Origin of the sequence: Paraburkholderia caribensis (genome assembly GCF_002902945.1) — a bacterium.
In the GTDB taxonomy this organism is placed as follows: Bacteria; Pseudomonadota; Gammaproteobacteria; order Burkholderiales; family Burkholderiaceae; genus Paraburkholderia; species Paraburkholderia caribensis.
Map to the genome: position 1 here is coordinate 458,896 of NZ_CP026103.1, position 24,734 is coordinate 483,629.

At 61.5% G+C, this 24,734-nt stretch carries 15 protein-coding genes and 3 pseudogenes; 9 read left to right on the forward strand and 9 right to left on the reverse strand.

Features of this window, described 5'->3' with window-relative positions:
* The first annotated feature begins 9 nt into the window (after positions 1–9).
* Positions 10–1,149 carry a type VI secretion system protein TssA gene (tssA, locus tag C2L66_RS31520; RefSeq protein ID WP_060610214.1) on the forward strand — a complete coding sequence of 380 codons (1,140 nt, stop codon included), beginning with the start codon at positions 10–12 and terminating at the stop codon, positions 1,147–1,149.
* 13 nt (positions 1,150–1,162) lie between these two features.
* Here the strand turns inward: tssA and C2L66_RS31525 are convergent, their stop codons facing one another.
* The 4 genes from C2L66_RS31525 to C2L66_RS31540 all read right to left on the reverse strand — a co-directional run bounded on the left by C2L66_RS31525 (position 1,163) and on the right by C2L66_RS31540 (position 7,961).
* Positions 1,163–2,110, reverse strand: a complete 948-nt coding sequence (locus C2L66_RS31525; RefSeq protein ID WP_060610217.1) for an OmpA family protein — start codon at positions 2,108–2,110, stop codon at positions 1,163–1,165.
* Between the two features lie 4 nt (positions 2,111–2,114).
* The gene (gene tagF / locus C2L66_RS31530; RefSeq protein WP_054931750.1) at positions 2,115–3,104 is read right to left on the reverse strand and encodes a type VI secretion system-associated protein TagF; all 990 of its coding nucleotides are present in this window, start codon (positions 3,102–3,104) and stop codon (positions 2,115–2,117) included.
* Positions 3,101–6,949, reverse strand: a complete 3,849-nt coding sequence (gene tssM / locus C2L66_RS31535) for a type VI secretion system membrane subunit TssM (RefSeq protein ID WP_060610227.1) — start codon at positions 6,947–6,949, stop codon at positions 3,101–3,103. Before tssM ends, tagF begins: the two co-directional genes overlap by 4 nt.
* A 166-nt stretch (positions 6,950–7,115) precedes the next feature.
* Positions 7,116–7,961: a M15 family metallopeptidase gene (locus C2L66_RS31540; RefSeq protein WP_060610229.1), complete on the reverse strand. Its 846-nt coding sequence runs from the start codon at positions 7,959–7,961 to the stop codon at positions 7,116–7,118.
* Between the two features lie 125 nt (positions 7,962–8,086).
* Between C2L66_RS31540 and C2L66_RS31545 the strand changes: the two genes are divergently transcribed.
* The gene (locus tag C2L66_RS31545) at positions 8,087–9,037 is read left to right on the forward strand and encodes a hypothetical protein (protein ID WP_060610233.1); all 951 of its coding nucleotides are present in this window, start codon (positions 8,087–8,089) and stop codon (positions 9,035–9,037) included.
* A gap of 110 nt (positions 9,038–9,147) precedes the next feature.
* Here the strand turns inward: C2L66_RS31545 and C2L66_RS31550 are convergent, their stop codons facing one another.
* From C2L66_RS31550 to C2L66_RS31565, 4 genes are all read right to left on the reverse strand, one after another.
* Positions 9,148–9,957 carry an alpha/beta fold hydrolase gene (locus C2L66_RS31550; protein ID WP_054931754.1) on the reverse strand — a complete coding sequence of 270 codons (810 nt, stop codon included), beginning with the start codon at positions 9,955–9,957 and terminating at the stop codon, positions 9,148–9,150.
* A 48-nt stretch (positions 9,958–10,005) separates the two neighbouring features.
* The gene (locus tag C2L66_RS31555) at positions 10,006–10,140 is read right to left on the reverse strand and encodes a DUF3563 family protein (RefSeq protein WP_082670552.1); all 135 of its coding nucleotides are present in this window, start codon (positions 10,138–10,140) and stop codon (positions 10,006–10,008) included.
* Positions 10,141–10,446: 306 nt separating this feature from the next.
* Positions 10,447–11,280 (reverse strand): class I SAM-dependent methyltransferase, encoded by an 834-nt coding sequence (locus tag C2L66_RS31560; RefSeq protein ID WP_060610765.1) that lies wholly within the window; start codon positions 11,278–11,280, stop codon positions 10,447–10,449.
* Positions 11,281–11,429: 149 nt separating this feature from the next.
* Positions 11,430–11,864, reverse strand: a complete 435-nt coding sequence (locus tag C2L66_RS31565) for a GFA family protein (RefSeq protein WP_060610235.1) — start codon at positions 11,862–11,864, stop codon at positions 11,430–11,432.
* 167 nt (positions 11,865–12,031) lie between these two features.
* Here C2L66_RS31565 and C2L66_RS31570 point away from each other — a divergent pair, with 167 nt between their 5' ends.
* Both C2L66_RS31570 and C2L66_RS31575 read left to right on the forward strand, forming a co-directional pair.
* Entirely contained in the window at positions 12,032–13,087 is a 1,056-nt protein-coding gene (locus tag C2L66_RS31570) for an AraC family transcriptional regulator (protein WP_060610768.1), read from the forward strand.
* 415 nt (positions 13,088–13,502) lie between these two features.
* Complete coding sequence (locus C2L66_RS31575; RefSeq protein WP_054931756.1) at positions 13,503–14,192, forward strand: HAD family hydrolase; 690 nt, start codon at positions 13,503–13,505, stop codon at positions 14,190–14,192.
* 18 nt (positions 14,193–14,210) lie between these two features.
* Here C2L66_RS31575 and C2L66_RS31580 read toward each other — a convergent pair.
* Positions 14,211–14,363 (reverse strand): annotated as a pseudogene (locus C2L66_RS31580) (LysR family transcriptional regulator); the annotation flags it as partial.
* A 141-nt stretch (positions 14,364–14,504) separates the two neighbouring features.
* Here C2L66_RS31580 and C2L66_RS31585 point away from each other — a divergent pair.
* The 5 genes and pseudogenes from C2L66_RS31585 to C2L66_RS31605 form a co-directional block, all read left to right on the forward strand.
* A pseudogene (locus tag C2L66_RS31585) lies at positions 14,505–16,628 on the forward strand (two-partner secretion domain-containing protein); the annotation flags it as partial.
* A 68-nt stretch (positions 16,629–16,696) separates the two neighbouring features.
* Positions 16,697–22,879, forward strand: a pseudogene (locus tag C2L66_RS31590) (hemagglutinin repeat-containing protein); the annotation flags it as partial.
* A 19-nt stretch (positions 22,880–22,898) separates the two neighbouring features.
* On the forward strand, positions 22,899–23,687 hold the full coding sequence (locus C2L66_RS31595) for an Imm49 family immunity protein (protein ID WP_158512202.1): 789 nt from the start codon (positions 22,899–22,901) through the stop codon (positions 23,685–23,687).
* Between the two features lie 122 nt (positions 23,688–23,809).
* The gene (locus tag C2L66_RS31600; protein ID WP_060610243.1) at positions 23,810–24,130 is read left to right on the forward strand and encodes a hypothetical protein; all 321 of its coding nucleotides are present in this window, start codon (positions 23,810–23,812) and stop codon (positions 24,128–24,130) included.
* Between the two features lie 2 nt (positions 24,131–24,132).
* On the forward strand, positions 24,133–24,636 hold the full coding sequence (locus C2L66_RS31605; RefSeq protein ID WP_060610246.1) for a hypothetical protein: 504 nt from the start codon (positions 24,133–24,135) through the stop codon (positions 24,634–24,636).
* Positions 24,637–24,734 lie beyond the last annotated feature (98 nt).

A 24,734-nucleotide genomic window follows, 5' to 3' on the forward strand; every position in this document is an offset into this window, starting at 1 on the left:
ACCAGAAACATGCCGACCAATTTCACCACGTTGCTTGAACCGATCAGCGACGCGTCGCCATGCGGCGACGACTTACTGTTCTCGTCGGAATTCGATGCGATCCAGCATGCGCGCCGTTTCGACGATGCGTCGCTGGATCAGGGCGAATGGGTCACCGAGATCAAGGAGGCCGACTGGTCGTTCGTCATCGAGCAATGCACGACGTTGCTTCTGACCCGGACGAAGGATCTGCGACTTGCCGCATGGCTGACGGAAGCGCTTGCGATCGAAGAAGGCGTGGCCGGTCTCACGCAAGGCTATGCGCTGCTCGCGGGCTTGTGCGAACGCTACTGGAGCAGCGTGCATCCTCTCGTGGATGGCGACGATGCGGAGTACCGGCTCGGCAATATCGGCTGGCTGGTGGTGCGCACGGCGGAATTGCTGCGCGCGTTTCCCGTCACGCAGGCGCCCGGCAGTTCGTTCAGCACGCTCGATTGGGACGTCGCCACGCATGTTGCGCAGGCGATCAGGCGTGACCCCGACCATGCGGACGATATCGCGCGCGGCAAGCCGTCGAATGAACAGATCGAGATGTCGAAACGCTCGACGCAGCCCGCTTTCTATACAGTCCTGCTCGCCGGTCTGCGCGCATTCGAGGCGGCGATGCTGTCGCTCGAAAGCGAGCTGGAGCGTCACGCCGGCGATGCGGCGCCGAGTTTCCGGCAGGCGAAGGATGCGTATGAAGCGGTTTATCGGCTTGCGGAGCGTTTCGCAAAAGACGTAGGCGCGAACACGCTACCGCCGACGCAAACGCCGGTGCAAAGCCAGGCCGCGCCGCGTGCCCAACCCGAAGCTGTCGAAGCGCGCAGTGAGCCGTCGTTCAGGACGGCACCGCTGGAGGAGCTACCGTTGCCCATATCGACCACGAACCTGCCGAATCCGACGCCGGGCGTCATTCAAACCCGGGCGCAGGCGGTGGCGCAATTGCGCGCGGTCGCGCGCTTCTTTCGTCACACGGAGCCGCACAGCCCAGCCGCGTATCTCGCCGACAAGGCTGCGGAGTGGGCCGATATGCCCTTGCATCAGTGGCTCGCGACCGTCGTCAAGGACGACGGCTCGCTGTCGCATATCCGCGAGATGCTGGGCGTGAAGCCCGAAGAGAATAACTAGGCCAGACGCCGCATTACGAACCCGCGCGGAATTCGATGCGTCGATTGCGCGCGCGGCCATCGGCCGTATCGTTCGAGGCGATCGGCTGGTCCGGTCCGACGCCGAGCGTCGACAGTTGCTGCGGTGAAATGCCCTTTGTGACCAGATAGCCCTTCACGGCATCCGCACGCGCCTGACTCAGCGCGACATTCGTCGAGCGATTACCGGATGCGTCCGTGTGCCCGATGATCTCGACCTGCTTCGTCGTCATCCTGGTGAGCACAGCCGACATCTGATCGAGAATCGCGCGGCCTTGCGGCGTCAATGTCGCGCTGCCCGTTTCGAATTCGATGGTGCGATTGGCTAGCGTCTGATCGAGCAGACCCTGTTCCGAGGCGCTGACGCGCAACGCGTTGCGGATCGTGTAGGTCGGGTTCAACGCGCTCGCCATGTCGCTTGCAAGCTGCTGGCGCTGCGCCTCGTTGCGCACTTCGCCTTTCACTTCGATCGACGTGCCGTCGATCTTCAGTTGCCCCTTGCTGATCTGCTTCAACTCCGGCCCGATCAGCTTCTGTACGTTCGCGCTCCAGTTTGGCGGCGTCGCGACGTCGCCGATTTCGATCTGATCGACGACGTTCGCCGCGCCATACGTGTCGCGCAAGCGCGCGAGCACGGCTGCCTTGGTGGCTTCATCGGGCAGCTTGCCGCCGACGACGACCTGGCCCGGCACCGCGTTCGCCGCGGGCGGCGCGGATCTGACGGCGCCCGTCGCGACAGGACTTGCAGATGCGGACGCGGTCGCGGACACGTTCGGCACGGAGGCAGGCGTGGGCGCGGGCAGAACCGTGGTGTGAATCTTGACGCCGCTGTTGTCGACGGGCGTGACGTTCGCCGGGCCGGCATTGTCGGCGAGTGCTGCACCGCTTGACGTTACGGCGAGCAGTGCCGCCGCGATCACGTTGCGCCTGATTCGCGTCGTCATGGTCTCAGGCTCCTGCAAACGCTTCGCGAAACGTGTCGATGCTGACACGCAGCGAGAGTTGCGGTTGATCGAGGTAACTGACGAGCTTGCTGATGCCATGGTCGTTTTGTGCGTGTTCGTCGATCCATTCGGGATCGTCGATGTCGATGTTGTGCTGTGCGTACGCCTGCGGATCGACGACACTGTGCAGCGTTTTCGCCGATGCGCCATTGAAGCCGATCACGAGGCGTTCCCGTTGCGCGATGGTGCCCATGAAAATGGCGAGTTCGAAATCGGCATGCGCGACGAACGGCGCGATCAGTTCGAGCCAGAACGCGGCGACCAGCGAACGATAGAACGGATCACTCGGTAACGGCAACGTGAGACCGCGTTCGAGGTGCGATGTTCCGCTCGTCATCACGGGGCGCAGCAGCGAACCGAGCGCGAGCATCGCGCCGCGCAGCCGCACCGGGTGTCCGCTTGCGAGCAGCATCTGTTCGAGACCGGACAGCGTTTGATGTTCGACGAAGTCGTTGAACGTGCCGTCATGCGGATTGCCCGGCCCCGCAATTTCGATCGGCACTTGCGTTTCGCCGAGCGCCTGCAATGCGCCCGCCGGTTCCGTCGAATCGAGCAGCGGTTTCATCTGCGTGGCAACGCGCGACCATAGCCGTGCAAAGGCGAGCGGGCTGCGCGCGAAGAACGCCAGCGGCCGGTCCACTTCGAGCGCCGTGGCCGCGAGAAACGGAAAGCGCCGCGCCGATTGATCCTGGCTCGCGACCATATGACCCGCGATGGCGAGCTTGCTGCGCGAGCCGAGAAACGCGAAGTGCATCGGCTTCGCGCTTTCATAGACGATCTTCCAGCGCGGATCTTCCGCAAGCAGTTCCATGGCTTGCGCGATCCAGCGGTCGAGCGTTTGCAGCAACTGCGGATTGTGCGCGCTCTTCACGAAGTCGCCGCGCGACGGAATCTTGCCGAAATAGGCGATCTGCGCCTGCACGGTCTGGCTCATTGCGCGCTCCCGTTGTTGGTGGCGGCAACGGCTGCCGTCGCCGTCGGCGACGTGGCCGCGGGCGTCGAGGCCGTCGAGGCCGTCGCCGCAGCGCCTGTGGGCGTACCCACATCGGCAATCGATGAAGGCAGCTTCAGGCCGCGCAGAGATTGTTGTTGAGGCGCGTCGCCGCTTGCCGTCGCCTGCGACGTGCTGATGATCCGCATGCTCACCGACACGCTCACGCTGCCTTGCGTCCACGTGAGATCGAAGGTGCCGTCCGGGCGGCGCGAGCGTTGCGCGGTGTTGATGAGCTTTTCGAGGCCATAGCGTCCTGGCTCGTTGACGAGTTGCACGGTGCGGCCGTCGAAGGTCGTGGCCGACAGCGTCGCGCCCGGCGAGCCGGAAGGATTCGGCCACACGAAGTTGGTCCATTGCGGCGGCGTGTTGCGATAGCGCAGTTGCTGGCCGTCGATGGCCACCGTGTACTCCGTCGTGCCGCTGCTCGGCTGCGGCAGGATCTGGAACACCGTCTGCGGTTCCGATGCACCCTGTGCGCCGCCCGCCGCGCCGCCTGCAAGCGGCGCGACCCAGCGCGCGAAGCCGTTGGTGAAGTCGGGCGCCAGCGCGAGGCCCATGTCGCCCCACGTGCGCGCCGTGAGCGTGTCGCCGCGCCGCACCGCGAGCGGTCCGAGCGTGCTGCCGACGAACTTCGCGACGGCGCCATCGGGCCCGAAGATCTGCGCGATCTCGCTCGCGCCTGCCTCGACCTTCGCGTCGCCCGCAAACGGATACTTGCTCGCCAGCGACGCCTGGAACGGCTGATACACCTGCGCGTTCCAGACCTTGTTGACTTCGGCGCTGGCAGGCTGGATCACCACGGCATACGCCTGCATCAGCGGACGCACGAGCAGCGGACGCAGCGCCTTGCGTTGCGCGTCGGTAAGGCCCGTGAGCATCTGTTCGTCGACGTACTTGAGCGAGTCCGCGAGTTCGGAGCCGTTGCCGTCGAGCGTCTGCTGCATCAGTTGACGCGCGCCCGGACCCGGATCGCCCTGGTTCTTCAACACGTTGAAGCGCGTGCGTACCTTCGACAGCGAGTCCATATAGCCGCGCAGCAACGACACGTCGCCGTTCTTCACGGCAATGCGCGCGAGCCCCGCGAAATCCGCGCCGACGGGGCCCATGGGGAGATCGACAGGCTTGCCGTTGATATCGACGTTCGCGTTCAGTTGCGAGGCGGGCGTGCGCGAGAACCACTGCTTGACCCAGTTCACGACGCCGCCTTGCGCGCTCTTCAAGGCAACATTCGCCAGCGACGGGTTGTCCCACGAGGTTTGCTCATACGCGGTTTCGAGTACCTTGCGGATCGGCGAGTCTTGCGGATCGCCGAGACGGTTCATGGCTTCGACAGCCTGGTTAAAGTTGCCGAAACTCTGCACCGCAATGCCCTGCATGAACTTCTGCCAGTGCTGCGCATACTCGGTCTTGTACATGCCGACCAGCGCCTTCTGGATCTGCTCGGGGCTGCCTTCGAGCGTGAGGTCGTCACGCGCGGACGTGTTGAGCACCCAGTCCTTCGCCTGCAGCTCTTTCGTCGCGGCGTCGCGGATCGCGGGCTGCACGTACTGGAACCACGCGTCGCGCGTGAAGGTGCCCGGAATCGCATAGCTGCCTGCGATCAGCCCCGTGTTGTTTTCACCGACGATGCGCGCAATCGTCATCGGCGCGAAGCGCGTCGACGCGCGCGCCTTGATCTCTTCATACACGCGCTGGCGGGCGGGCATGCCGCGCACCACGCGGCGCAGGTTGTCGCGCGTCTGGTCGACCAGCGACAGATTCGCGTCGATCATCGGCCAGTCGTCGTCGCTCACGCGTGACAGATAGAACGTGATCATCCGTTCGGCGCTCTTGATCATCTCGTCGCGCGGCATGTTGCCGCGATTCTGTTCGAGCCAGCCGCGCCAGAAGCGTGCGACCTGATCGGTGAGATGCGCGGTTTCGACGTGGCGCTTGTCGGAGAGCATCAGATAGGTCTTCAGCGCGTTGTACGCATCCTCGACGTTGGTCGGCGACGCATCGCTGTAGAGGCCGCCCTGATTCGCCGACGTCATCGCCGTGTGCGCGGACACGGGAATGGCGCCGGAGTCGGGCGCGTGCGTCATCGGCGCGAGCTGCTCGGGATGCGCATCCACGTCCTTCAGGAACGACGCGAGGCTCTGCGACACGGGCGCCAGCATGATCTGCCTGATGCCGTTGTAGTACTCGGTCAGCAGGCGCTGTTCGAGGCGGTCGCCCTGATACAGGCCAAGCGAGACGGAAAGCGGCCGCTCGCGGCGGAACTGTTCGAGTTGCTCGATGCGGTCTTCGAGCACGTCCATCGCTTGCAGGCGCGATTGCAGATCGTTGCGGCCCTGCTGCATGCGCGTGACGTTGTCGAGGTCGGCTTGCACGTTGGCGGTGAGTTGCTGGTTGCCGATCGTCGACCAGGTCCAGCCGCCCAGCGCAAGCGCCAAAATCACGACGAAGCTGAAGAACGTCGCATAACGCAAGCGGGTCTTGGCGGGACTGGCGAACTGCCGCACCGTCTGACGGTCCGCGAAAATGACCTTTGAAAACAGGTCGCGCAGGAAGAAGCCGTTCTTCGAAAAGGTGCTGTGAGGCTTCGGCAATGCGTCCGGGCTGAGGCCGAAGCGATTGGCGATGCGCTGCGCGGCGGCGCTGTTCGTCTCGCCTTCCTGCAGCGCGCTCGTGAAATAGAAGCCGCGAAAAATCGGTTTGTGCTGGAACGGGTTGTTCTCGAACAGCGTGGCGATGAACGCGCGCAGCGATGGCTTGATCGTCGAGAATTCGAGCGGGAAGCTCAATTGTCCGGGCGAGAGCTTGTTGCCGCGGCTGATCGACAGTTGTGCCACGCTGATTTCTTTCAGGCCTTCGTAGAGCTCTTCGAAGTGCTCGTCGAACTGCGCGACCACATCGCGCTTCTCGTCGGGCTGGTAGGGCAGGGTGGCGCCCCACGCCCGGTCGTACTCGTGACGCTCGCCGCCGCTGAAAAATTCCGTGAAGCCGGTGATCAGATCCGCCTTCGTGAACATCACGTAGACGGGGGCGAATACTTCGAGCTTGTCGGTCAGTTCCTGCACGCGCTGCCGCAGATTCTTCGCGAGGTTGATCGCGAACTCCGGCTTGTTGCCCGTCAGTTCCGCAATGCTCGCGGTGACGATGATCCCGTTGATGGGCGCCTTCGGACGAAAACGTTTGAGCAGGCCAAGAAAGCCGAGCCATTCGGTGCGGTCTTCTTCATGCACCGAATAGCGGCCCGCCGTGTCGAGCAGTATGCCTTCCGTGGTGAAGAACCAGTCGCAGTTTCGCGTGCCGCCAATGCCATGCACGACGGCGTCGTTCTTGTCGGCAAACGGAAATTGCAGGCCCGAGTTCAGCACCGCGCTGCTCTTGCCCGCTGCGGGATTGCCGATCACGATGTACCACGGCAATTCGTAGAGCGCCGAGCCGCCCGACGTTTGCCCGATCTTCGACGTCTTGATCGTCTTCACGGCGTCGACGAGACGCGTGCGCAGCACGTCGAGATCCGCGCCACGCGCGGGCGCGGCGGCCGTCGCTTCGCTGCCTGCTTGCGCCTGTTGTTCGAGCATCTCGCCGAGCTTGCTGTTCGCGCGGCGAATGCGGAGGCGTCTGACGAGCCACGTGACGAGCAATAGCGCAATCAGCGCGCCGACCGCGATGGCCGGCCAAACGGGATCGATCTGGAAGAAGTCCGCGCCGGCGAATAGCACGGCCGCTAGCGCGAGCACGCCGATGACGGTCAGCGTGCGTCTGGAGGTCAACCCGTTGAGGAAGCGTTGCATAAGCCTGTCAGGTCTTGATGATAGGAATAGCGTGTGAAAAGACGTCTAATGCGGCTTAATCAGCCTTTAACGATCATTCGACCGATCGTTTCAATGCGTCTTGAGTAAGATTGGAAATGCCGCAATTCATGTGTTGGATGGCGGGTAAAAAGTGCGATTTAACATTTTATCGATTGCGGCCGAGCACGAAACCGGGCTTGTGATATTCGACGTGTCCGAGGTCCATCATTTTCCATCGCCCGCCCCAGGTCAGCCCCACTTGCTCGGCGACTTGTCCGTATAACTGGTAGCCTTGCATGGCCCACGGATCTTTTTCGGAAATGACGATCTTGCCATCGCGCAAAAAGGCATTGTCGGCAGCGAGACCGTATTGATGATAGCTTTGGAATGCGGCTGCGTTTGTGACATTGCTACCCATTTGCGCAAGGCGGTTTTGCCTTTCCGGACTCCGGTAACCTTCCAGTAAAGCCATCTCATAGCCATGTTGCTCACGCATGATTTTATAAACGAGCAACAGACGCGTCCGGAAATCGGCATCGAGCATATTCCAGTCGCGGCTCGCGTCTTTCAGCGCGGGCCGGATCTGCTCGACCTCTTGTGTCGCAAAGGCTTCGGGCGGCAGCGGCGGAGGCGGCACCAGCTGTTCGCCATTGAGCAATTGGGCGATTTTTTCGTCCGGTGACCTGGAAACGTCATCGAACTGGAATAACTGTTTGCCGCGTAATGCGACGGCTACTAATGGCGGCGTCGCAAGAATACCTGTGGTGGTTAAAATCAGCAAGCGCCGGCGTGCCAGTAAGTTTTGCATATCGGCAATTGTCGTTTGAGACATTTTTGCCGAATAGCTTAATTGCGCTTTAGCTTTCAGTACGTTATTTGATGCGCGCCGCATGAATCGCGCATGCCAAACTGCTATGCCGCCAAGAATTGTTAAACGGACTGGCGGCAATAGGACGATTGCCGCAAGTAGAACAGCAATGGCGAAATAGACGACGAGTGCGACGGCAATCAAAGGAAACCCCGGAAATTCGCGGCAATTGTTTTTTGTAATGCTTGATCTTAGAATCAGGCGTGCCCCGAGGAGGGGCTTTTACACATTTTCCTCTCGAATATTAACCAGTTTCCAAGAGACAGTGAATGAGTGCGCCTGAATCGAACTCAAAAGTCCCACCCAGTCTGCTATCCGAGCCGGCTAAAGATGGGCAAGCGGGTGGTTCGCGCATTCTTGCCAATCTCGAAGGACGCGTCGATCCTTCCGCGAACCAGAAGCCGAAGCGTTCGCGCGCGCTGCCCCTCGTCGTGGCGGCGCTGGTGATCGCCGCGGGTGGTGTGGGTGCCTATCAGTTGCAGCATCGTGCTTCGGCGGCGAAGGTTGCAGCGGCCGCCGCGCAGAAGGATGCGGCGAATGGAGCGTCCACTGTCGTGGCGTCGAGCGTCCGGCTCGCGAGCGGTGTGACGGCGAGTGTGTCGGCTTCCGCCGTGCCGGCTGCGGCGCCCGCTACCATCGTCGCCGCTGACGATGCGAGCAAGGATATGCCGCGCGCACAGGCATCGAATGACGACGGCAGCCGGTTGTCGCGTGCGTTGGCGGATGGTGCGGGCGCATCGGACGAGCATGCATCAGCGGCAATCGTGTCAGGCACGAACACCGACGATACTGCGAAGCCCGCCAGTGCCGCGAGCTCGAAGCATGCCGACACGGCATCGAAAGCGGCGCACGGTAAACACGATAAGCGGCAGCTCGCGGAAGAGCGCCATTCGAAGGAAAGCAAAGCGGCCGTGGCGTCGCGCGCGAAGAAGCCGAACGGCAAGCAGGAATCGAAGGACGATTCCGATGCCGATCTGCTCGCCGCGCTCGTCGCGCGCACCAAGCCCGCTTCGACCCGATCCGACCAGCCCGCCGATGCCCAGGCCGCGGCGAAGAAAGTGGGCGCGGCTGGCAATCCCACAGCGACGCTCGCCGAACGCATCAACGAATGTGGCCAGCACGGTTTCTTCGAAGAGCAACTGTGCCGCTGGCGCGTTTGCGATGGACATTGGGGCAAGGACCCGCATTGTCCGGCAGCGGCGCAGGCACGGCAGCCCTGAGCGTGAATGTTTCTTGTGTCGTGTGAAGCGGCGCCGCGTGCGCCGCTTTGTATTTCAGGTCGCGGCAGCTCGACATCGATATCGATATATCGGCGTCGACGTCGGCGCGATCAAGCGATCGCATCTGCCTCCGCAATATGCCGCACGATGGCCGCATTGACCTTGTCGGCGTGCGTGACGGGGCCCATATGTCCTGCCCCTTCGACGATCGCAAGTCGCGCCGCCGGCAGCAACATCGGCAATCGCTCGGCAATGGCGCGGGTCGGAATGGGCGCGTGCTGGCCGCGCATGATCAGCGCCGGAACACGCAAACCGGTGTACGCGCTGGCGGGCGTGCGTTCGTCGAGCAGCGCGCGAAAGTCGAGTGGCGCCTTCGGCGCCCAGCGCGTGAGTGCGTCCTGCACCGAGGGGCGCAATGCTTCCCATGCGCCCCGGCCGCCCCAGTAATCGACGAATGAAGCAGCCGCGCCCCGATAGTCGCCACAGTTCACGCCATCGGCGGTGCGCTTCGAGATTGCGACGATTTCCGCCAGCGCGTGGGCTCCGTATGAGCCCATCGTCTTGAGCAGATGAAACGCCGAGGGCTCGTATAGCGTCAGACTCGCGATACGCTCGGGCCGCTCGACGGCCGCGCGCAACGCCACGCCACCGCCATACGAGTGGCCGACGAGATGCACCTTGCCGCGCGATGCGTCGATGATGCCCAGTGTCTTCGCGGCCTCGTCGGCGAGCGTGAACGCGCGCTCGCCGCTCCACGGCCCCGTGCTGTCGCAGCCGTAGTGCTCGGGCGCGACGAACGCGTGACGCGCGCCAAGGGCTTCGCCGAGTTTGCGCCATTGCGCCGCTCCCGAGCCGGAGCAATGCAGTGCGATCACCGATGTGACGGATGAAGAGGATTGCGATGCGACTGTGATGTCCATGTTGTTCAGACAGTTCGAAAGTTGGATCGGGACGTCGGCGCGCGTGCCTCAGTCATATTCGCTCGCATGCATGCGGCGTTCGAGTTCGACGATGTCGACCGAGGCTGCAAGGTACGCGTCACGGCGGCTATGTTCAGCACGGTCGAGTGCCTTTCTCAACAACTGGAATAAATAGATGAGCATGATGTCCTCTGTTCGATCGTGTGACCGATTGCGTAGCGGCATGAATGCCGTGTACTCGCAGAGTCCATGCCACATTGCTGCAAGCCTTGTCTGGTGGACCTTTCAGCTGCCTCTGCGGGTTCGCGGCGGGCGGAAGCGTCGTCGCGCGGCCGACAGACCTTGAGTGGAAGTTGGACTGAAACAGACACGTGTGCCGTGCCGCGGCGCATCGCGGGACTTCGCCGCGCGCGAAGCGCAGCGAAGTCAGTCGATACAGGAAAAGCGGTGTCCGGATGAATCGACGGGACGCCCGGCGTCAGACTCCACTCATGCGCGTTCCACTACGACTTCGAGATACTCGCTCGGCAGGACGAGCGTCGCGTCGTTCGAACGGTTACGGCTCTCGATCAGTGTCATCAGGTCGCGCAGAAACGCCGCCTGCGGCTCGCCTTCGAGTGCGGCAAACGCCTTGTTCATCGGCCCGTAGAAGGTGCGGAACACGTCGACGAAATGCTCAGGCGACCGGTAGCGGAACGTGAAATCGCGGCTCGCTGCGATGATGTTCCGGGCGTTGGCGCCGAAAAGCGCTTCGACGTGTGCCTTCGTGCCCCAGAGTGCTGGCGACTTCACGCCTGCCGGCGGCGGGATGTACTTGCCGATCGTCTTGAATAGCTGTCCGATGAAACTCTCCGGTGTCCAGTTCGCGAGACCGATCCGTCCGCCCGGTTTGCAAACACGCGCGAGTTCGGCGGCCGCTTTCTGCTGGTCTGGTGTGAACATCACGCCGAAGGTCGACATCACGATGTCGAACGAGGCATCCGCGAAGGGGAGCGCTTCAGCGTCCGCTTCCTGGAACTGCACGGCAAGCCCTTCGGCTTGCGCGCGCGCACGGCCGGCATCGAGCAGCGAGGCGACGTAGTCGGTCGACGTGACGTCGCAATAGCGGCGCGCAGCGGCGAGCGTCGCGTTGCCGTTACCGGCGGCAACGTCGAGCACGCGACTACCGGCACGCATATCGAGCGCTTCGCAGAGGTTCTCTCCAACGATTTGCAGCGTGGTGCCGACAACGGCATAGTTGCCCGTCGACCAGGCCGCCTGCTGGCGAACCTTGACGGCGGCGAAGTCTGCAACGGGTGCGAGAGCGGAATCAACAGCGGACATGAAGAACTCCTGAAAGGCCAGGGCAGCGATGCGCAATTGCATGGTTCTGCTGCGTGTCGGATGACGCCGCGAATGCCTGCTGCGAGCGTGCCCGCGCGGCGAACGGGCAAGTCGGACTTGATCTGGAAGACGCGACAGCTACGCGACGTTTACTCGACTGCGGAGATGCCCGAGCCGCCCATTTCGCCAGGCAGGTCCCTGAATTTTGGCAGGCCATCGTTCATAGGGAGCACGGACTCGGGGTAGTGAACGTGCACACCCGCTGCATAGGGGAAGTCGTCTACAACCGCGGCATAGACATCGATCAGGCCGAGTCCCGGATGCACCGTGAAGAGATGTCCACCGCACAACCTGCACCACTTGCGATAACTGTGCGGTGTCTTGTTGTACGTGCTGATGTCGTCGGCACCATGCGTGACGCACAGAGCGTCGGGGCTCCACAGCGTGAATGCATTGATCGGGCTGGCCGACCAGCGGCGGCACGACTCGCAATGGCAATAGCCCATTCCCGCAGGCTTGCCAATCAACGTGAACTGGACGGCGCCGCAAAAGCACTGGCCTCGATAGATATCCGCGTGACTCATGTTTGTCTCCGGATAAAGCGGTGGCCGCTCGTTCGACATTTCATGAGCGCTTCACCGTTCTTTGTTGCAGAATTGCGTGAGTGCCAGTATCGGCACGCAAGCTGGTTCGAGGAATGACCAGGCGTCCAGATGTTTTGCGCAGGACGCCGAAACTGATGGGCGCTGTCATGGATGCTTTCTCGGATGTCCTTCGCGTGGTGCGTCTCGGAGGGGCGGTGTATCTAAACGCCGACTTAACCGCACCCTGGTGTGTCGTCGGGGAAGTCACATCGGAGCTGTGCGCCACGTTTCTGCCGCGCGCCGAACGCATCGTGTCCTATCACCTCATCACTGAAGGCAGTTGCCGGGCTGCCCTTGTTGACGATCCTGCTTCTGCGATTCGTGTCGATGCGGGCGAACTTCTTGTCGTGCCGCAAGGCGAAGCGCATCTGATGGGCAGTTCACTCGACGTCGAGCCCGCGCCTTCAGACGAGTTGATGTCGAAGTATCTGAGTACCTCGCCGGGTGAAGTGATGACGTTGAACTACGGTGGCGGTGGCGCGCACACGCGGATCATCTGCGGCTTTCTTGCCTGCGACGATTCGTTGACGAATCCGGTCCTTTCAGCATTGCCACGACTCTTCAAGGTCGACATGCGCAACGATCCGCAATCGGCGTGGCTCGAATCGTCGTTGAAGCTCGCGGCCAACGAAGCGGCCGACTGGCGCGTCGGCAGCGCAATCGTGCTGGCGCGGCTTTCGGAGTTGCTTTTCGTGAAGGCGGTGCAACGTTGCATCGAGGCGCTGCCGGCGGATCGCAAGGGCTGGCTGGCGGGCGTGGGCGATCGTTTCGTTGGCCGCGCGCTCGCCATGCTGCACGCGCAACCCGCCTATGGCTGGACGGTCGAAGAGCTCGCGCGCAAGGTCGGCCTCTCGCGTTCGGCGCTGGCGCAGCGCTTCACGGAACTGCTGGGCCAGCCGCCCATGCAGTACCTTGCCCGATGGCGTCTGCAGGTCGCAGCGCAGGCGTTGCGGGACGGGAACCAGACGCTGGCGGCAGTGGCCGAGCAGGTCGGGTATGAATCGGAGGCGGCGTTTAATCGCGCGTTCAAGCGGGAGTTCGGCATGCCGCCGGCCAGCTGGCGACGCGGCAAGGGTCTGGATGGCAGCCGCGATTCGATCGATGCAAACACCAATACTCGGATCGGCGGGGTTTCGTCTGATGAGCGCCTGGTGACGGACTGACGGCGGTTGCGTGAACGCGCGCCAGGCGGCGGTTCACCACGGGTGAGGACGCTCATCGGCGGGGGCAACCGTGTGGTTCGTTAATTCGCAACTAACTGTCTGCCGCCCCCGGCGCCCCCGACGCCTTCCGCGCAACGTCTGTCTACAGGCGCACGGCGATATACGCCTTTCCTTGAACATGCAAGCGCCGACCCGGCAAAGGGCGGCCGCGCAACGCGTGCACGCACCATCGGCGGCGCGCGTCGATCGACAGTGCTAGTCTTTGCGCTGATCGCGCATACCGGCCGTCGCGAACTTCATCGCGCTTCGCGGCTCTTAGCGCAAACGACGACGTGTCGCGGCGCGCATCTGCGCCCGGGCGCGGCGCCGTCCACCGTGCTCGACGGGCACAGACGACCGAGGCGAGGTAACGTGCATGAACACACCATCAAACAACGACGTCGTCTTTCTGTTCGACGTCGATAACACGCTGCTCGACAACGATCACGTGCTGACTGACCTGCGCACGCACATGACGCGGCAGTTCGGCGAAGAAAATAGCGCGCGCTACTGGCAGATCTTCGAGGATCTACGCAGCGAGCTCGGCTATGCGGATTATCTCGGCGCGTTGCAGCGCTATCGCACCGTGCACGACGACGACACGCAGCTATTGTTGATGTCGTGCTATCTGATCGATTACCCGTTTGCCAACCGCGTGTTTCCCGGTGCGCTCGATGCGCTGCGCTATGCGAGCGAGTTCGGCAAGACGGCGATCCTTTCCGATGGCGACGTCGTGTTCCAGCCGCGCAAGGTTTCGCGCTCGGGCCTGTGGGACGAAGTGGAAGGGCGCGTGCTGATCTACATTCACAAGGAACTGATGCTCGACGACGTGATCGCCCATTATCCGGCGCGCCACTACGTGATGGTCGACGACAAGCTGCGCATCCTCACCGCGATGAAGGAGCAATGGGGCGACCGCCTGACGACGATCTTCCCGCGCCAGGGCCACTATGCGCTCGATGCCAGAGAGATCGCGAAGTATCCCGACCCCGACATTACGATCGAAAGAATCGGCGAGCTGACGTCGATCGACTTCGATGCATTGACGGCAGAGGGGCGTCGATAGGCGAAGCGGAAGCGCCAGCTATTCACTCATCCATTTGCCGCTCGGATCGCTGCCTGGCAGCAATTCCAGGAGCGTGCCCGGCGGCTGACTGAGCCGCTTCGCCGCCAGCGCGATGAATACGACGTTGGGCAATGCGGGCAGGCTCGCGCTGTTCATGGGCGGCGCGCGTCCCGCGCGCGGACACGGTTTTGCCCATCATGCGCTTTGCATGAAATGTTGCGCCCTCGCATCAACCTTGCACGGTTTGACAGTTGTTACTAAATGTATCTGATACATTACGCGCGCTTTTAGCACTACGGCAGCGCATAAAAAATGAACAAGAGAGCTTACCGGCTGGTATTCAGCCGGTTCCGGGGAATGCTCGTCGCAGTTGAGGAAACCGCCGCTGCGACGGGAAAAAAGAATCAGGGCGAAACGACGGGCGACGTGTCGGCAGCGACGCGCGCCGCTGTCGGCGCGGTACTGCGCTCCGTCCTGGCGGCAACGGGCCTGACCGTTTTCGGGCTGGCGACGGCCTTTGCGCAGGTCGTGGCCGATCCGAACGCGGGCGCACATCGTCCGACTGTCATCCAGACCGCGAACGGCATCCAGCAGGTCAACGTCACGCGCCCTTCGGCAGCGGGTGTATCGATCAACGGCTATACGCAGTTCGATGTGCCGAAGGCGGGCGTGGTCCTGAACAACTCGCCCACCATCGTCAACACGCAGCAGGCGGGGTACATCAACGGCAATCCGAACTTCGGGGCGAACCAGTCCGCGAAGATCATCGTCAATCAGGTCAATAGCCGCGCGGCCAGCCAGATCAACGGTTATGTTGAAGTCGCGGGCAACCGGGCTGAAGTCGTCATCGCGAACGGCTCGGGAATATCGGTGAATGGCGGCGGATTCATCAACACGTCGCGCGCGATTCTGACGACAGGCACGCCGAACTACGGTCCCGATGGGTCGCTGACGGGCTTTAACGTAACGGGCGGCAGCATCAGCATTCAGGGTGCGGGCCTGAATGCGTCGAACGTCGACCAGGTCGATCTGATTTCACGCGCGGTGCAGGCGAACGCCGCGATCTATGCAAAGAACCTCAATGTCGTGACGGGCGCAAACAGCGTCGATCACGATACGCTCAACGCCACGCCCATCGCGGGCGACGGCCCGGCGCCGGGTGTGTCGATCGATGTGAGCAGTCTCGGCGGCATGTACGCGAACCGTATCGTGCTGGTCGGCACGGAGAACGGCGTCGGCGTGTCGAACAAGGGTGTGCTTGCCGCGCAGGCGGGCGATCTGGTTCTGACCACACAAGGCAAGCTGGTGCTCGCCGGACAAACCAACGCGACGGGCAACATCAGCGCGAATGCGCGGGACGGCATCGACAACAGCGGCACGACATACGCACAGCAGAACATTAGTGCCAGCACGTCGGGCGCGCTCACGAACAGCGGGACGCTCGCGGCGCAACAAAGCGCGTCCCTCAGTGCAGCGAGCATCAAGTCAGGCGGTACGCTAGGCGCAGGCGTGAACGGCGATGGCACAGTTGCTGGCAGCGGCAATCTCGCGCTCAATGCGAGCGGTTCTGATATCGACCTGTCAGGCACGACGACAGTGGCAGGCGGCGCGTTGAGCGCAAACGCAGCCGGTACGCTGTCCGTTGCGCAGGGCAAGCTGTCGAGCGGCGGCGCAATGCAACTCGCCGCGTCGGATGTCTCGAACGTCGGCGGGCAGATCGTCTCGCAGTCGGCGCTCGATCTGAGCGCATCGCACGCACTCGACAATCGTACTGGCGTCATTCAGTCGGCCGCGCGTGCATCTGTCAATGCGGGTTCGATTGACAACACCGCTGGCCGGCTCGTGTCGCTGAATGGCGATGGCATGTCGCTGACCACTACGGGTGCATTGGTCAACGCGACGGGGACGACAGCGTCGGGCGCTTCTGGTGGCGTGATCGGTACGAACGGTGCCTTGCAGATATCGGCGGGAGCGCTGTCGAACCAGGGGCAACTCAATGCGGCGAGCGACGCAAACGTTCAGGCGCAGTCAATCGATAACCGCGCCGGCAATATCACTGCCGGCGGTGCGCTCGATGCGTCTGCGGCGGGCGCGCTGGATAATACCGGCGGCACGCTTTCCAGTACGACAACCCGTATATCCGCCGCATCCATCGACAACACGAACGGCAGCATCGACGGCGATGCGTTGAGCGTGTCGGCCGCCGGCAATCTGACGAATCGTGGCGGCAAGCTCACACAATACGGCACCACGGACCAGACAATTCACGCGGGCGGCGCTTTCGACAACACGGGCGGCGCAGTCTCATCGAATGCAAACAGCTTGACGGTCGCGGCGAATAGCGTCGTCAACGATAGCGGCTCGATCCAGCATGCGGGCAATGGTGCGCTCGGCATCACGACGTCGGGCGACGTCTCGAACCGGGCGGGCAGAATGGAACGCAGACGGGTTCAGTCGCCGGGCAGTCTGCCAATCCACAGTCGTTGAGCGGTGCACAGGCGGGCGGCGTGACGGGTGGTCCGATCCGGCCGCAAACAGTGGGTGGTCTGTCAGGCGGCATTCCCAATCTGAAGCTGCCGTCGAATGGCCTGTACAAATACAACACGGCACCCGGCGCGACCTATCTCGTCGCGACGGACCCGCGCTTCACCCAGTACACGAACTTCGTATCGAGCGATTACATGCTCAACCAGCTTGACCTCGATCCTTCGAAGGTCGAGAAGCGTGTGGGCGACGGTATGTACGAAGAGACGCTCGTGCGCAACCAGATCACGCAGTTGACTGGCCGCACCTTCCTCACCGGTTATACGGACAACCTCGACGAATACACGGCGTTGATGAACAACGGCGTGAAGTATGCGAAGGAATTCGGGCTGACAGCGGGCGTTGCGCTGACGCCCGAACAGATGTCGCAACTCACAACCGATATGGTGTGGCTCGTCTCGCAGGACGTGACGTTGCCAGACGGTTCGCATCAGAGCGTGCTCGTGCCGCAGGTGTATCTTGCGCAGTCGGATACGGTTGACCTTTCGGCAAGCGGCGCGCTCGTCGCCGGCAACAGCGTGAGCCTGAACGCGAGCGGCGATGTGAACAACAGTGGCCATATTGTCAGCGATGTGGCGACCACGATCATCGGCAATAACATTACGAATAGCGGCGTGATCGGCAGTGCCGGGACGACGACCGTGTCGGCGGTTCAGGATGTGCGCAACGTCGGCGGGCGCATCGGCGGCGCGGACGTGATCGTGCAGGCGGGTCGCGATGTCATCAGCGAGACCCAGACGGCTAGCGTGTCCAGAACATTGCGGGATGGCGACTTCACGTCGACGGCGACAGGCACGGTCGTCGGACCCGTCGCGACGATCAGCGCAACAGGCAGCGTCGCAGTGGTTGCGGGACGCGACGTGACGCTGACGGGCGCGAACATCCAGGCTGGCGGCGACGCACTTGTCGGGGCCGGGCGCAACCTGACGCTGCAGACCGATACGGCTACGACGTCGCAGGACGTCGTGGCCGATGGCGGCAGAAGCTATGGTCACGACACCGTGACGCAAAGCCTCGGCAGCGAGATCGCTTCGGGCGGCACGCTGCTCGCCGTCGCTGGGCAGAACGCGACTTTCATCGATGCGAACGTGAGGGCGTCGAAGGATGCCACCCTCATCGCAGGCGGCGACCTCACGCTGTCAGCATCGAAGGACACGCATTCTCATAGCGAAGCGTCGCTGGGCGGCTCGATTGCCAACTACAGCAAGTCTTCATACGACGAGGCGGTTCGCGGCACGAACGTAGAGGCTGGCAATAACATAGCGGTTGGCGCAGGGCAATCCGATCTGGCGCGCGCGGCGCTCAAGACCTACGCCGGAATCGACGCGCCTGCCGCCATCGATAGCAAGGGCAATCTGACCGTGCTCGGCTCCACGATTGTGACGGGCACGACCGACGCGAATGGGAAGACCACAAGTGGCGGCAGCGCCACTCTGGCGGCGACGGGCGACATCACGCTTGGCTTCGTCGATGAGACACACGTCGCGGACAGCTGGTCGAAGACCAGTCACTCGGGATTGATGTCTCACGAGGAAACCGAAGATGCGTCACATTCGAAGCAGACGCTGGCGGTTGGCTCGCTGGTATCGGCGGGATCAGTCACAGCGCAGGCAGGCAACGATCTCAACGTAGTGGGCAGCGCCCTCGCCGCGACCGGCAATGTCGCGCTGAACGCCGGACACGATGTAAATATCGTCGCGGCAACGGAAACCAACGAAGAGAGCTCGTACCATCACGAGCACAAGTCGGGGTTGTCGGGGTCGGGTGGTATCGGTTTCTCCGTCGGATCGAGCGATGTGAAGTCTTCGTACTCGGGCACCTCGGTTACGCAGAGTGGTTCGGGGAGTACGGTCGGCAGCGTGCAGGGTAACGTATCGATCGTCGCGGGTGGCGACATGCACATCGGCGGCAGCGACATCGTTGCCGGCAAGGCGGCGGGCGACGTGTCCGGCGCGACGGGCAATATCGCCCTGCGCGCGCAGAACATCACGATCGACCCCGCGCACGATGAAGCGCAGGTCCATCAGCAGCAGGAGTCGCGCTCAAGCGGCTTCACCGCTGGTATTACGGGCACGCCGCTCGACACCGCTCGCAACCTGTCGAAGGCGAACGACTCCGGGACGGCGTTCAAGCGGGCGCAGGGTATTGGCAATGAGCTTGCTGCCAGTGCGCTCGATACACCGTCCGTCACGCTGTCTTATGGAAGTACCCGCAGTTCGAGTTCGAGCGACGTCTCCAGCGTGACGAACACGGGCAGTACCATTCGCGGTGCCGGCAACGTGACGCTGACGGCTACGGGCGGTGCGGTGAGCATGCGTGGCGCGCCCATCGACGGTGACATCACCGTGACGGGATCACTGATCCAGGCGGGCGGCACAGCGACGTTCGACGCGAACCACAGCGTGATCTTCCAGGCGTCGACGGATCAATACCAGCAAAGCATGCAGTCGAGCAGTTCCAGCACGGGATTCCAACTGGCAAGTCCAAGTCTCGGCGACCTGTCGCGCTGGGTAAATGGTGGGCCGAACAGCAGCGGCATCAGCCCGTCGCCTTACAACGCGAGCAGCAATGCATCGAATGGCGCGTCTGCTTCGACACAGCAGAACGCGACGGTTGTCAGGGGTAACAGCGTGATCGTCAAGAGCCATACAGGCGATATCGATGTGATCGGTTCGGGCATCAGCGGCACGCAAGGCGTCGATCTGATCGCCAGTCAAGGGTCGATCAACGTGCTCGCCGGCACCGATACCAATTCGAACCATCAGGAGCAGAGCGGGCATCAGTTCGGCAGTCTGGGCAGCAACAGCACGGGTACGGGGTTCTCGGTCGGCGTGGCGAACAGCCATTCGATGCAGGATCAGGCCGGACAGACGCAAAGCACGATCCGCAGTCAGATCGTGAGCCAGAGCGGCAATGTGACCCTGGATGCGAAGCGGGACGTGACAGTTCAGGGATCAGACCTGTCGGCAGGTAAAGATCTGACGCTAATCGGTGCCAACCTCAATCTTGACCCGGGCACCGATGCGCAGCAAAGCAGCCTCAGCCAGAGCGCGAGCCAGTATGGCGTGACGCTCGCGCTCGGCGGCGCGGCGGGCAACGCAGTTGCGGCCGTCAATCAGGCGACAGGTCCGAACCGGTCGAGCGATTCGCGCTTGAGTGCGCTGGATGACGCGAAGGCGGCGTTGGCCACCTACGACGCCGTCAACGCAGCGGAGCAGTTTGCGAGTTCGGGCAAGAGCAATCAGGCGCTCGTAAAGGCGACAGTGAGCATCGGCGGGGGCAGTAGCCATAGCGAATCGCAGCAAAGCTCGATTGCGACGAGTGGCAGCACGCTCGACGCGGGCGGCACCGTGAAACTGGTGGCAACTGGCAGCGGCGCGAAGGATGCCCACGGGTTTGCTGAGGATGGGGACATCAATTCTCGCGGCACGCTGATTTCCGGCAACGACGTCGTGCTCAACGCAGCACGGGACATCAACCTCCAAAGCGCCCAGGATCTGACGCATCAGTCAAGTAGCAATAGCAGCAGTAATGCGAGCATCGGCGTCGGATTCGCACTGGGCGGACAGCAGAACGGCTTCACCATCGAACTCGCAGCAAGTGCGGCCAAGGGCCATGCGAATGGCGACAGCGTAACGAATCGCGATACCCAGATTGCCGCTGCCGACAATCTGTCCATTACGAGCGGGCGCGATACGAACCTGCGTGGCGCGGAAGTTTCGGGCAAAACGGTCGATGCGAATGTCGGTCGTGACCTGAACATCCAGAGTGTGCAGGACACCAATACCTACGACAGCAAACAGGTGAGCGGCGGATTCAACATGAGCATCTGCGTGCCGCCGATCTGCTATGGCACGACGGTTAGCGGAAGCGCAAGTGTCAGTGATCAATGGATCAAGGACAACTACCGCTCGGTCGATCAGCAGAGCGGTATCTATGCTGGCAGCGGTGGGTTCAACGTCCAGGTTGGCAATCACACGCAGCTCGACGGCGGGGTGATTGGAAGCACGGCGACGGCAGACAAGAATGTATTGTCGACGCAGACGTTCGGCTACACGAACCTGGAGAACACGTCCGACTACTCCGGGGCGACGCTGGGCCTTAGCGTGAGCGGAGCAGCAGGCAAGAGCGCGCCGCAAGGCACGACGTTCAGCGCACCCGTCCAGCCTAACGGTGTCGCAGGCGCAAGTCCCAATCAACTCGGGCCGTCCGGTTTCGGTATGGCCGGAGTGAGCGGCAGTCAGTCCGGAACGACGTACGCTGCGGTGAGTGCGGGAACGATCGTGGTGCGCGGCGATGCTGGGACTGGTCACGACAGCACGGCGGGTCTAAGCCGTGACGCTGCAAGTGCGAACGATGGCGCGGTGAAGAACACGTTCGATGCCCAGAAAGTGCAAAACGACATGGCGGTTCAGCAGGGCGCCGTACAGGTCGGGATGCAGGTTGTCGGGGATATTGCGACGAAGCTCGAAGACGACGCAGCGAAAAGGGCCGAGAAAGCGCAAGAGGCAAAAGATGCGGCAATAGCTGCGGGTGACACCAAGGCCGCAGCTCAGGCACAGGCCGATCTCGACACGGCGAATCAGCAACTCGCGCTCTGGGGCAATGACGGCGCTGCTCGAATCGCGGCGCATGCCGCTATCGCTGGCGTAGGCGCCGCGTTGGGCGGGGGCAACGTGGCGGGTGCGGTGGGCGGCACCGTTGCGGGCGACATCGCCGGCAACGCGGTAGCCGGCGCAATGGGCGATTCAGCGGGTGGCAGTCTGGCTTCGAACATAGCGTCGGGGCTTGCGGGCGCGCTGGCAGGGGGCGCGCTGGGCGGTGCCGGCGGTGCGATGAGTGGGGCGAACGGTGCGCTCGGGGCGGACCTGTACAACCGACAACTACACCAGTCAGAAAGAGACTGGGCTAAGGCGAACGCGAAGAAGTACGCGGATTTCTATAAATCTCAGACTGGTCGCGATATCAGTGAGGAAGACGCGTACCGAAGTTTGCTGTCGGCGGGATACGCCATCGTGGACAACTATGCACAGAGCACGGGAGGCAGTGATGAAAAGGCAAAGCAATTCATTGCTCAAAATGCGGCACCAGGGATCTTTGATGCCACTCCGGAAGAGCGCGCTCACCCGTTGTGGGGCGGAAATGCCGACGGATCCATGACGCCAGAGCAACAGGCTCGCTGGGGAACTCAAAATCCGAGCGCAAACGGACAGAAACAATATTCCGATGTGTTGAAGTTGGCGCAGCAACCGTGCGCCGATGCATATTCCTGTGGGGCAAAAGTCGACGAGGTTACATCCGCAATCCAGGCTCTGCAGCAGGAGAAAGCGTTGTATGGAGATGATCCAGCGAAAAAGCAGCAGATCGAAGCACAAGAGCAACAGCTTCTGAGCGGTGTGACAAGCGCTGAATGGCAGCGTGCAAAGCTGGCGCAGGCCGACCAGTCCACATTGATCGAGGTGCTTGGATTCGTCAGTGCTCCTGCGCTGGCGGGTGATATCGCCGGTGCATTGGGAAGACTGGGGGTGAGCGGAGGCAAGGCGGCGGACTCTGTTGCTCAGGCAGGGGCGTCGACGGCCGGAGCCGTAGCCAGTCACACGGGGAGTGCGAAGGGATTAGCAGGTCTTGGAGATACCAGCGCCGTTTCGCCCACTGCTTCAGGGTACGTTAACGCAACCAAGGTCTGTCAGAGCAGTTGTGTCTTGGCTGCGCAGACCTCGGAGCAGCAAGCTCTCGTACAAACGATTCTCCGGGACGGTGACCGTGAGGGTCGGTTGACTGAGAAGTTGATCAATTCGATTGGAGCGAGCGAAGGGTACACGGTCTTATCGGGGGGGAAGTATGGCGCGAACAACGGTTTCGATCACGTATTCGAAAGTGCTTCCGGGGATGTCACGTTGGTTATCGACAGCAAGCAGATAAACAACGGGACATTTAAACTATCGCCAGACGGTGCTGGTGGGAACATGCAGCTTTCAAAAGAATGGATCGATGCCGTTTTGAACAAGCTGGATCCAATGTCGCCGGCCTATCAGGCGATCGAGCGCGCACAGGCAACGGGTACGCTGACCACCGCCATCGCAGGCGTCGACAAGACAACGGGACAGATTATTGCTGTTCCAGTGAAAATCAACATTCGTTAAGCGAGAGATGAAGCCGACAATGAACGAAGCGACGATGATCCAGCAAGGAATCAAGCATGTACAGGCGCATCAGCGGGCCCTCTCTGAAAAGCTGGATTTTTTTCTCAGCATTATCGACGGAGCCAAAGGGGATCCTGACTTTTGCTTGTTAAGGTTGGCATCGCATGCCTCGGCAACCGCGCTGACATCGTGGTATTTGAACGGTGATCTGGAATTGTTCAAGCAATGGTCCTATGTGAGCGGGAAGCTGGAATACGTGCAGTTCAAGCGGAACCCCGGGCGCTGGTTTCCGGCATACCTGCTATTGATGCCATTGATGTCCGACAACGAGGCGCTGATTCAGTGGTTTATGCACAACGACCTTTCCTTTGATATGGGAAAGGTAAGTGATTCAAGAACGGCGGAGTTCCACGCGTACCAGGCGCTACTGGCACTGAGAGGCGAATGGAAAGCACTCGAGGAGCGTAGCCTCAGTGTCATCGGCCATTCGGCAGCAAAGATGAAGAAATATGAGATCGATCATCGCTTCTACCTTGCTTTGTCACGGCACGACGTCGATGGCATGGAATCCGTTCTACAAGAACTGACGTCACCAAAAATCGCAAAAGTGCGTAATAGCGAACAAGCGTTTGGTTTTACGGAGAAGTTGATCGGTACACACGCGGTCATTTACGCGAAAATCGCATGGCGACATGGATTCAAATTGAAAGTCAATTCTCCTTGGATTCCTGACGAGTGGTTGCCGGTTTCGCCTCTGTCTCACTATGTCGATCCTTATCGGTTTCTAGAAGATTTAGCTATCGTTTGAAAACCGATTTCATTGAGAATTTCAAATGGCTGAATTTATTTATGAATATGATGTGCCGCATGCAACTTCGTTACGGAGTGGACGGTGTAACGGCATTTAAAAAGCGCATCGGGAGGTAAGTGATGGACAGCAGGGACGTTCAGATTTGCAACGAGATCGGGCAGTTGCTTTATTCGGCAGCGCCAGACGAAGCAAAAATCATCGTGATGCAAGCGGACCTGAGTGACGAAGACGATCGCGCGCAATTTGCTTTCGACTTCGTAGACGGTATCGGTAACGAGTCGTGGTTTACCGGCGGTGCTAACGTGAATCGTCAGTTACTCAAGCTGCTTGTCGAGCATCGACGCTTCTTCGTTGCAAAGAATCAGCCACGATGGAAAAGATGCAAATTTACTGTCGATGTCGAGGCCGGTAAATACTCGCTTGAACTCAAATACGAATAGAGATGCATAACACGCCAAAGACAGTACTCGCCGGATATGCGCTCGCTCTACTTGCCGGATGCAGCACCGTAGGCCATCCGTATCCTTTCCCCAAGGACTCGGAGCCATCCGCAGAACTTCAGATTCAAAGCAAGGCCGTCTACCTTCTGACTTTGAACGAGAAAGGTTGTTACACAGGTAAGACCTACGTCGACGGAAGCCCAGGTGCGATGCCGGTGAAGGTTGTCCCTGACAAGCCGCTTGTGATCTCCTACGAGGAGAACGTATGCATGCTGCCTGCTACGTTCACGCCGCAGAGAGACGTTCATTACCGGCTGGTGGCGGTGGAGGGTCACAAGCCATCCAATCCGGGTGTCCCTTTCCTGCAGTCGATGATGCACATACATGACCGACAATGCATCGTGAGTGTGGTGGAGGTCGATGCAGATGGTCTGCCGGTCAAACCGGTCACGGTAAAGGAATTGCGCCCACAGCAAGCCGGTATTGCTTGCATCAAATTTCGCTAAAGCCGCTTAAAGAATCGCTCGATGTTGCCGTAGATTAATCAATTACCCACGATGAAAAAGAATGGGCGGCGCTGCGAAGACTACGACTCGGAGCGCAT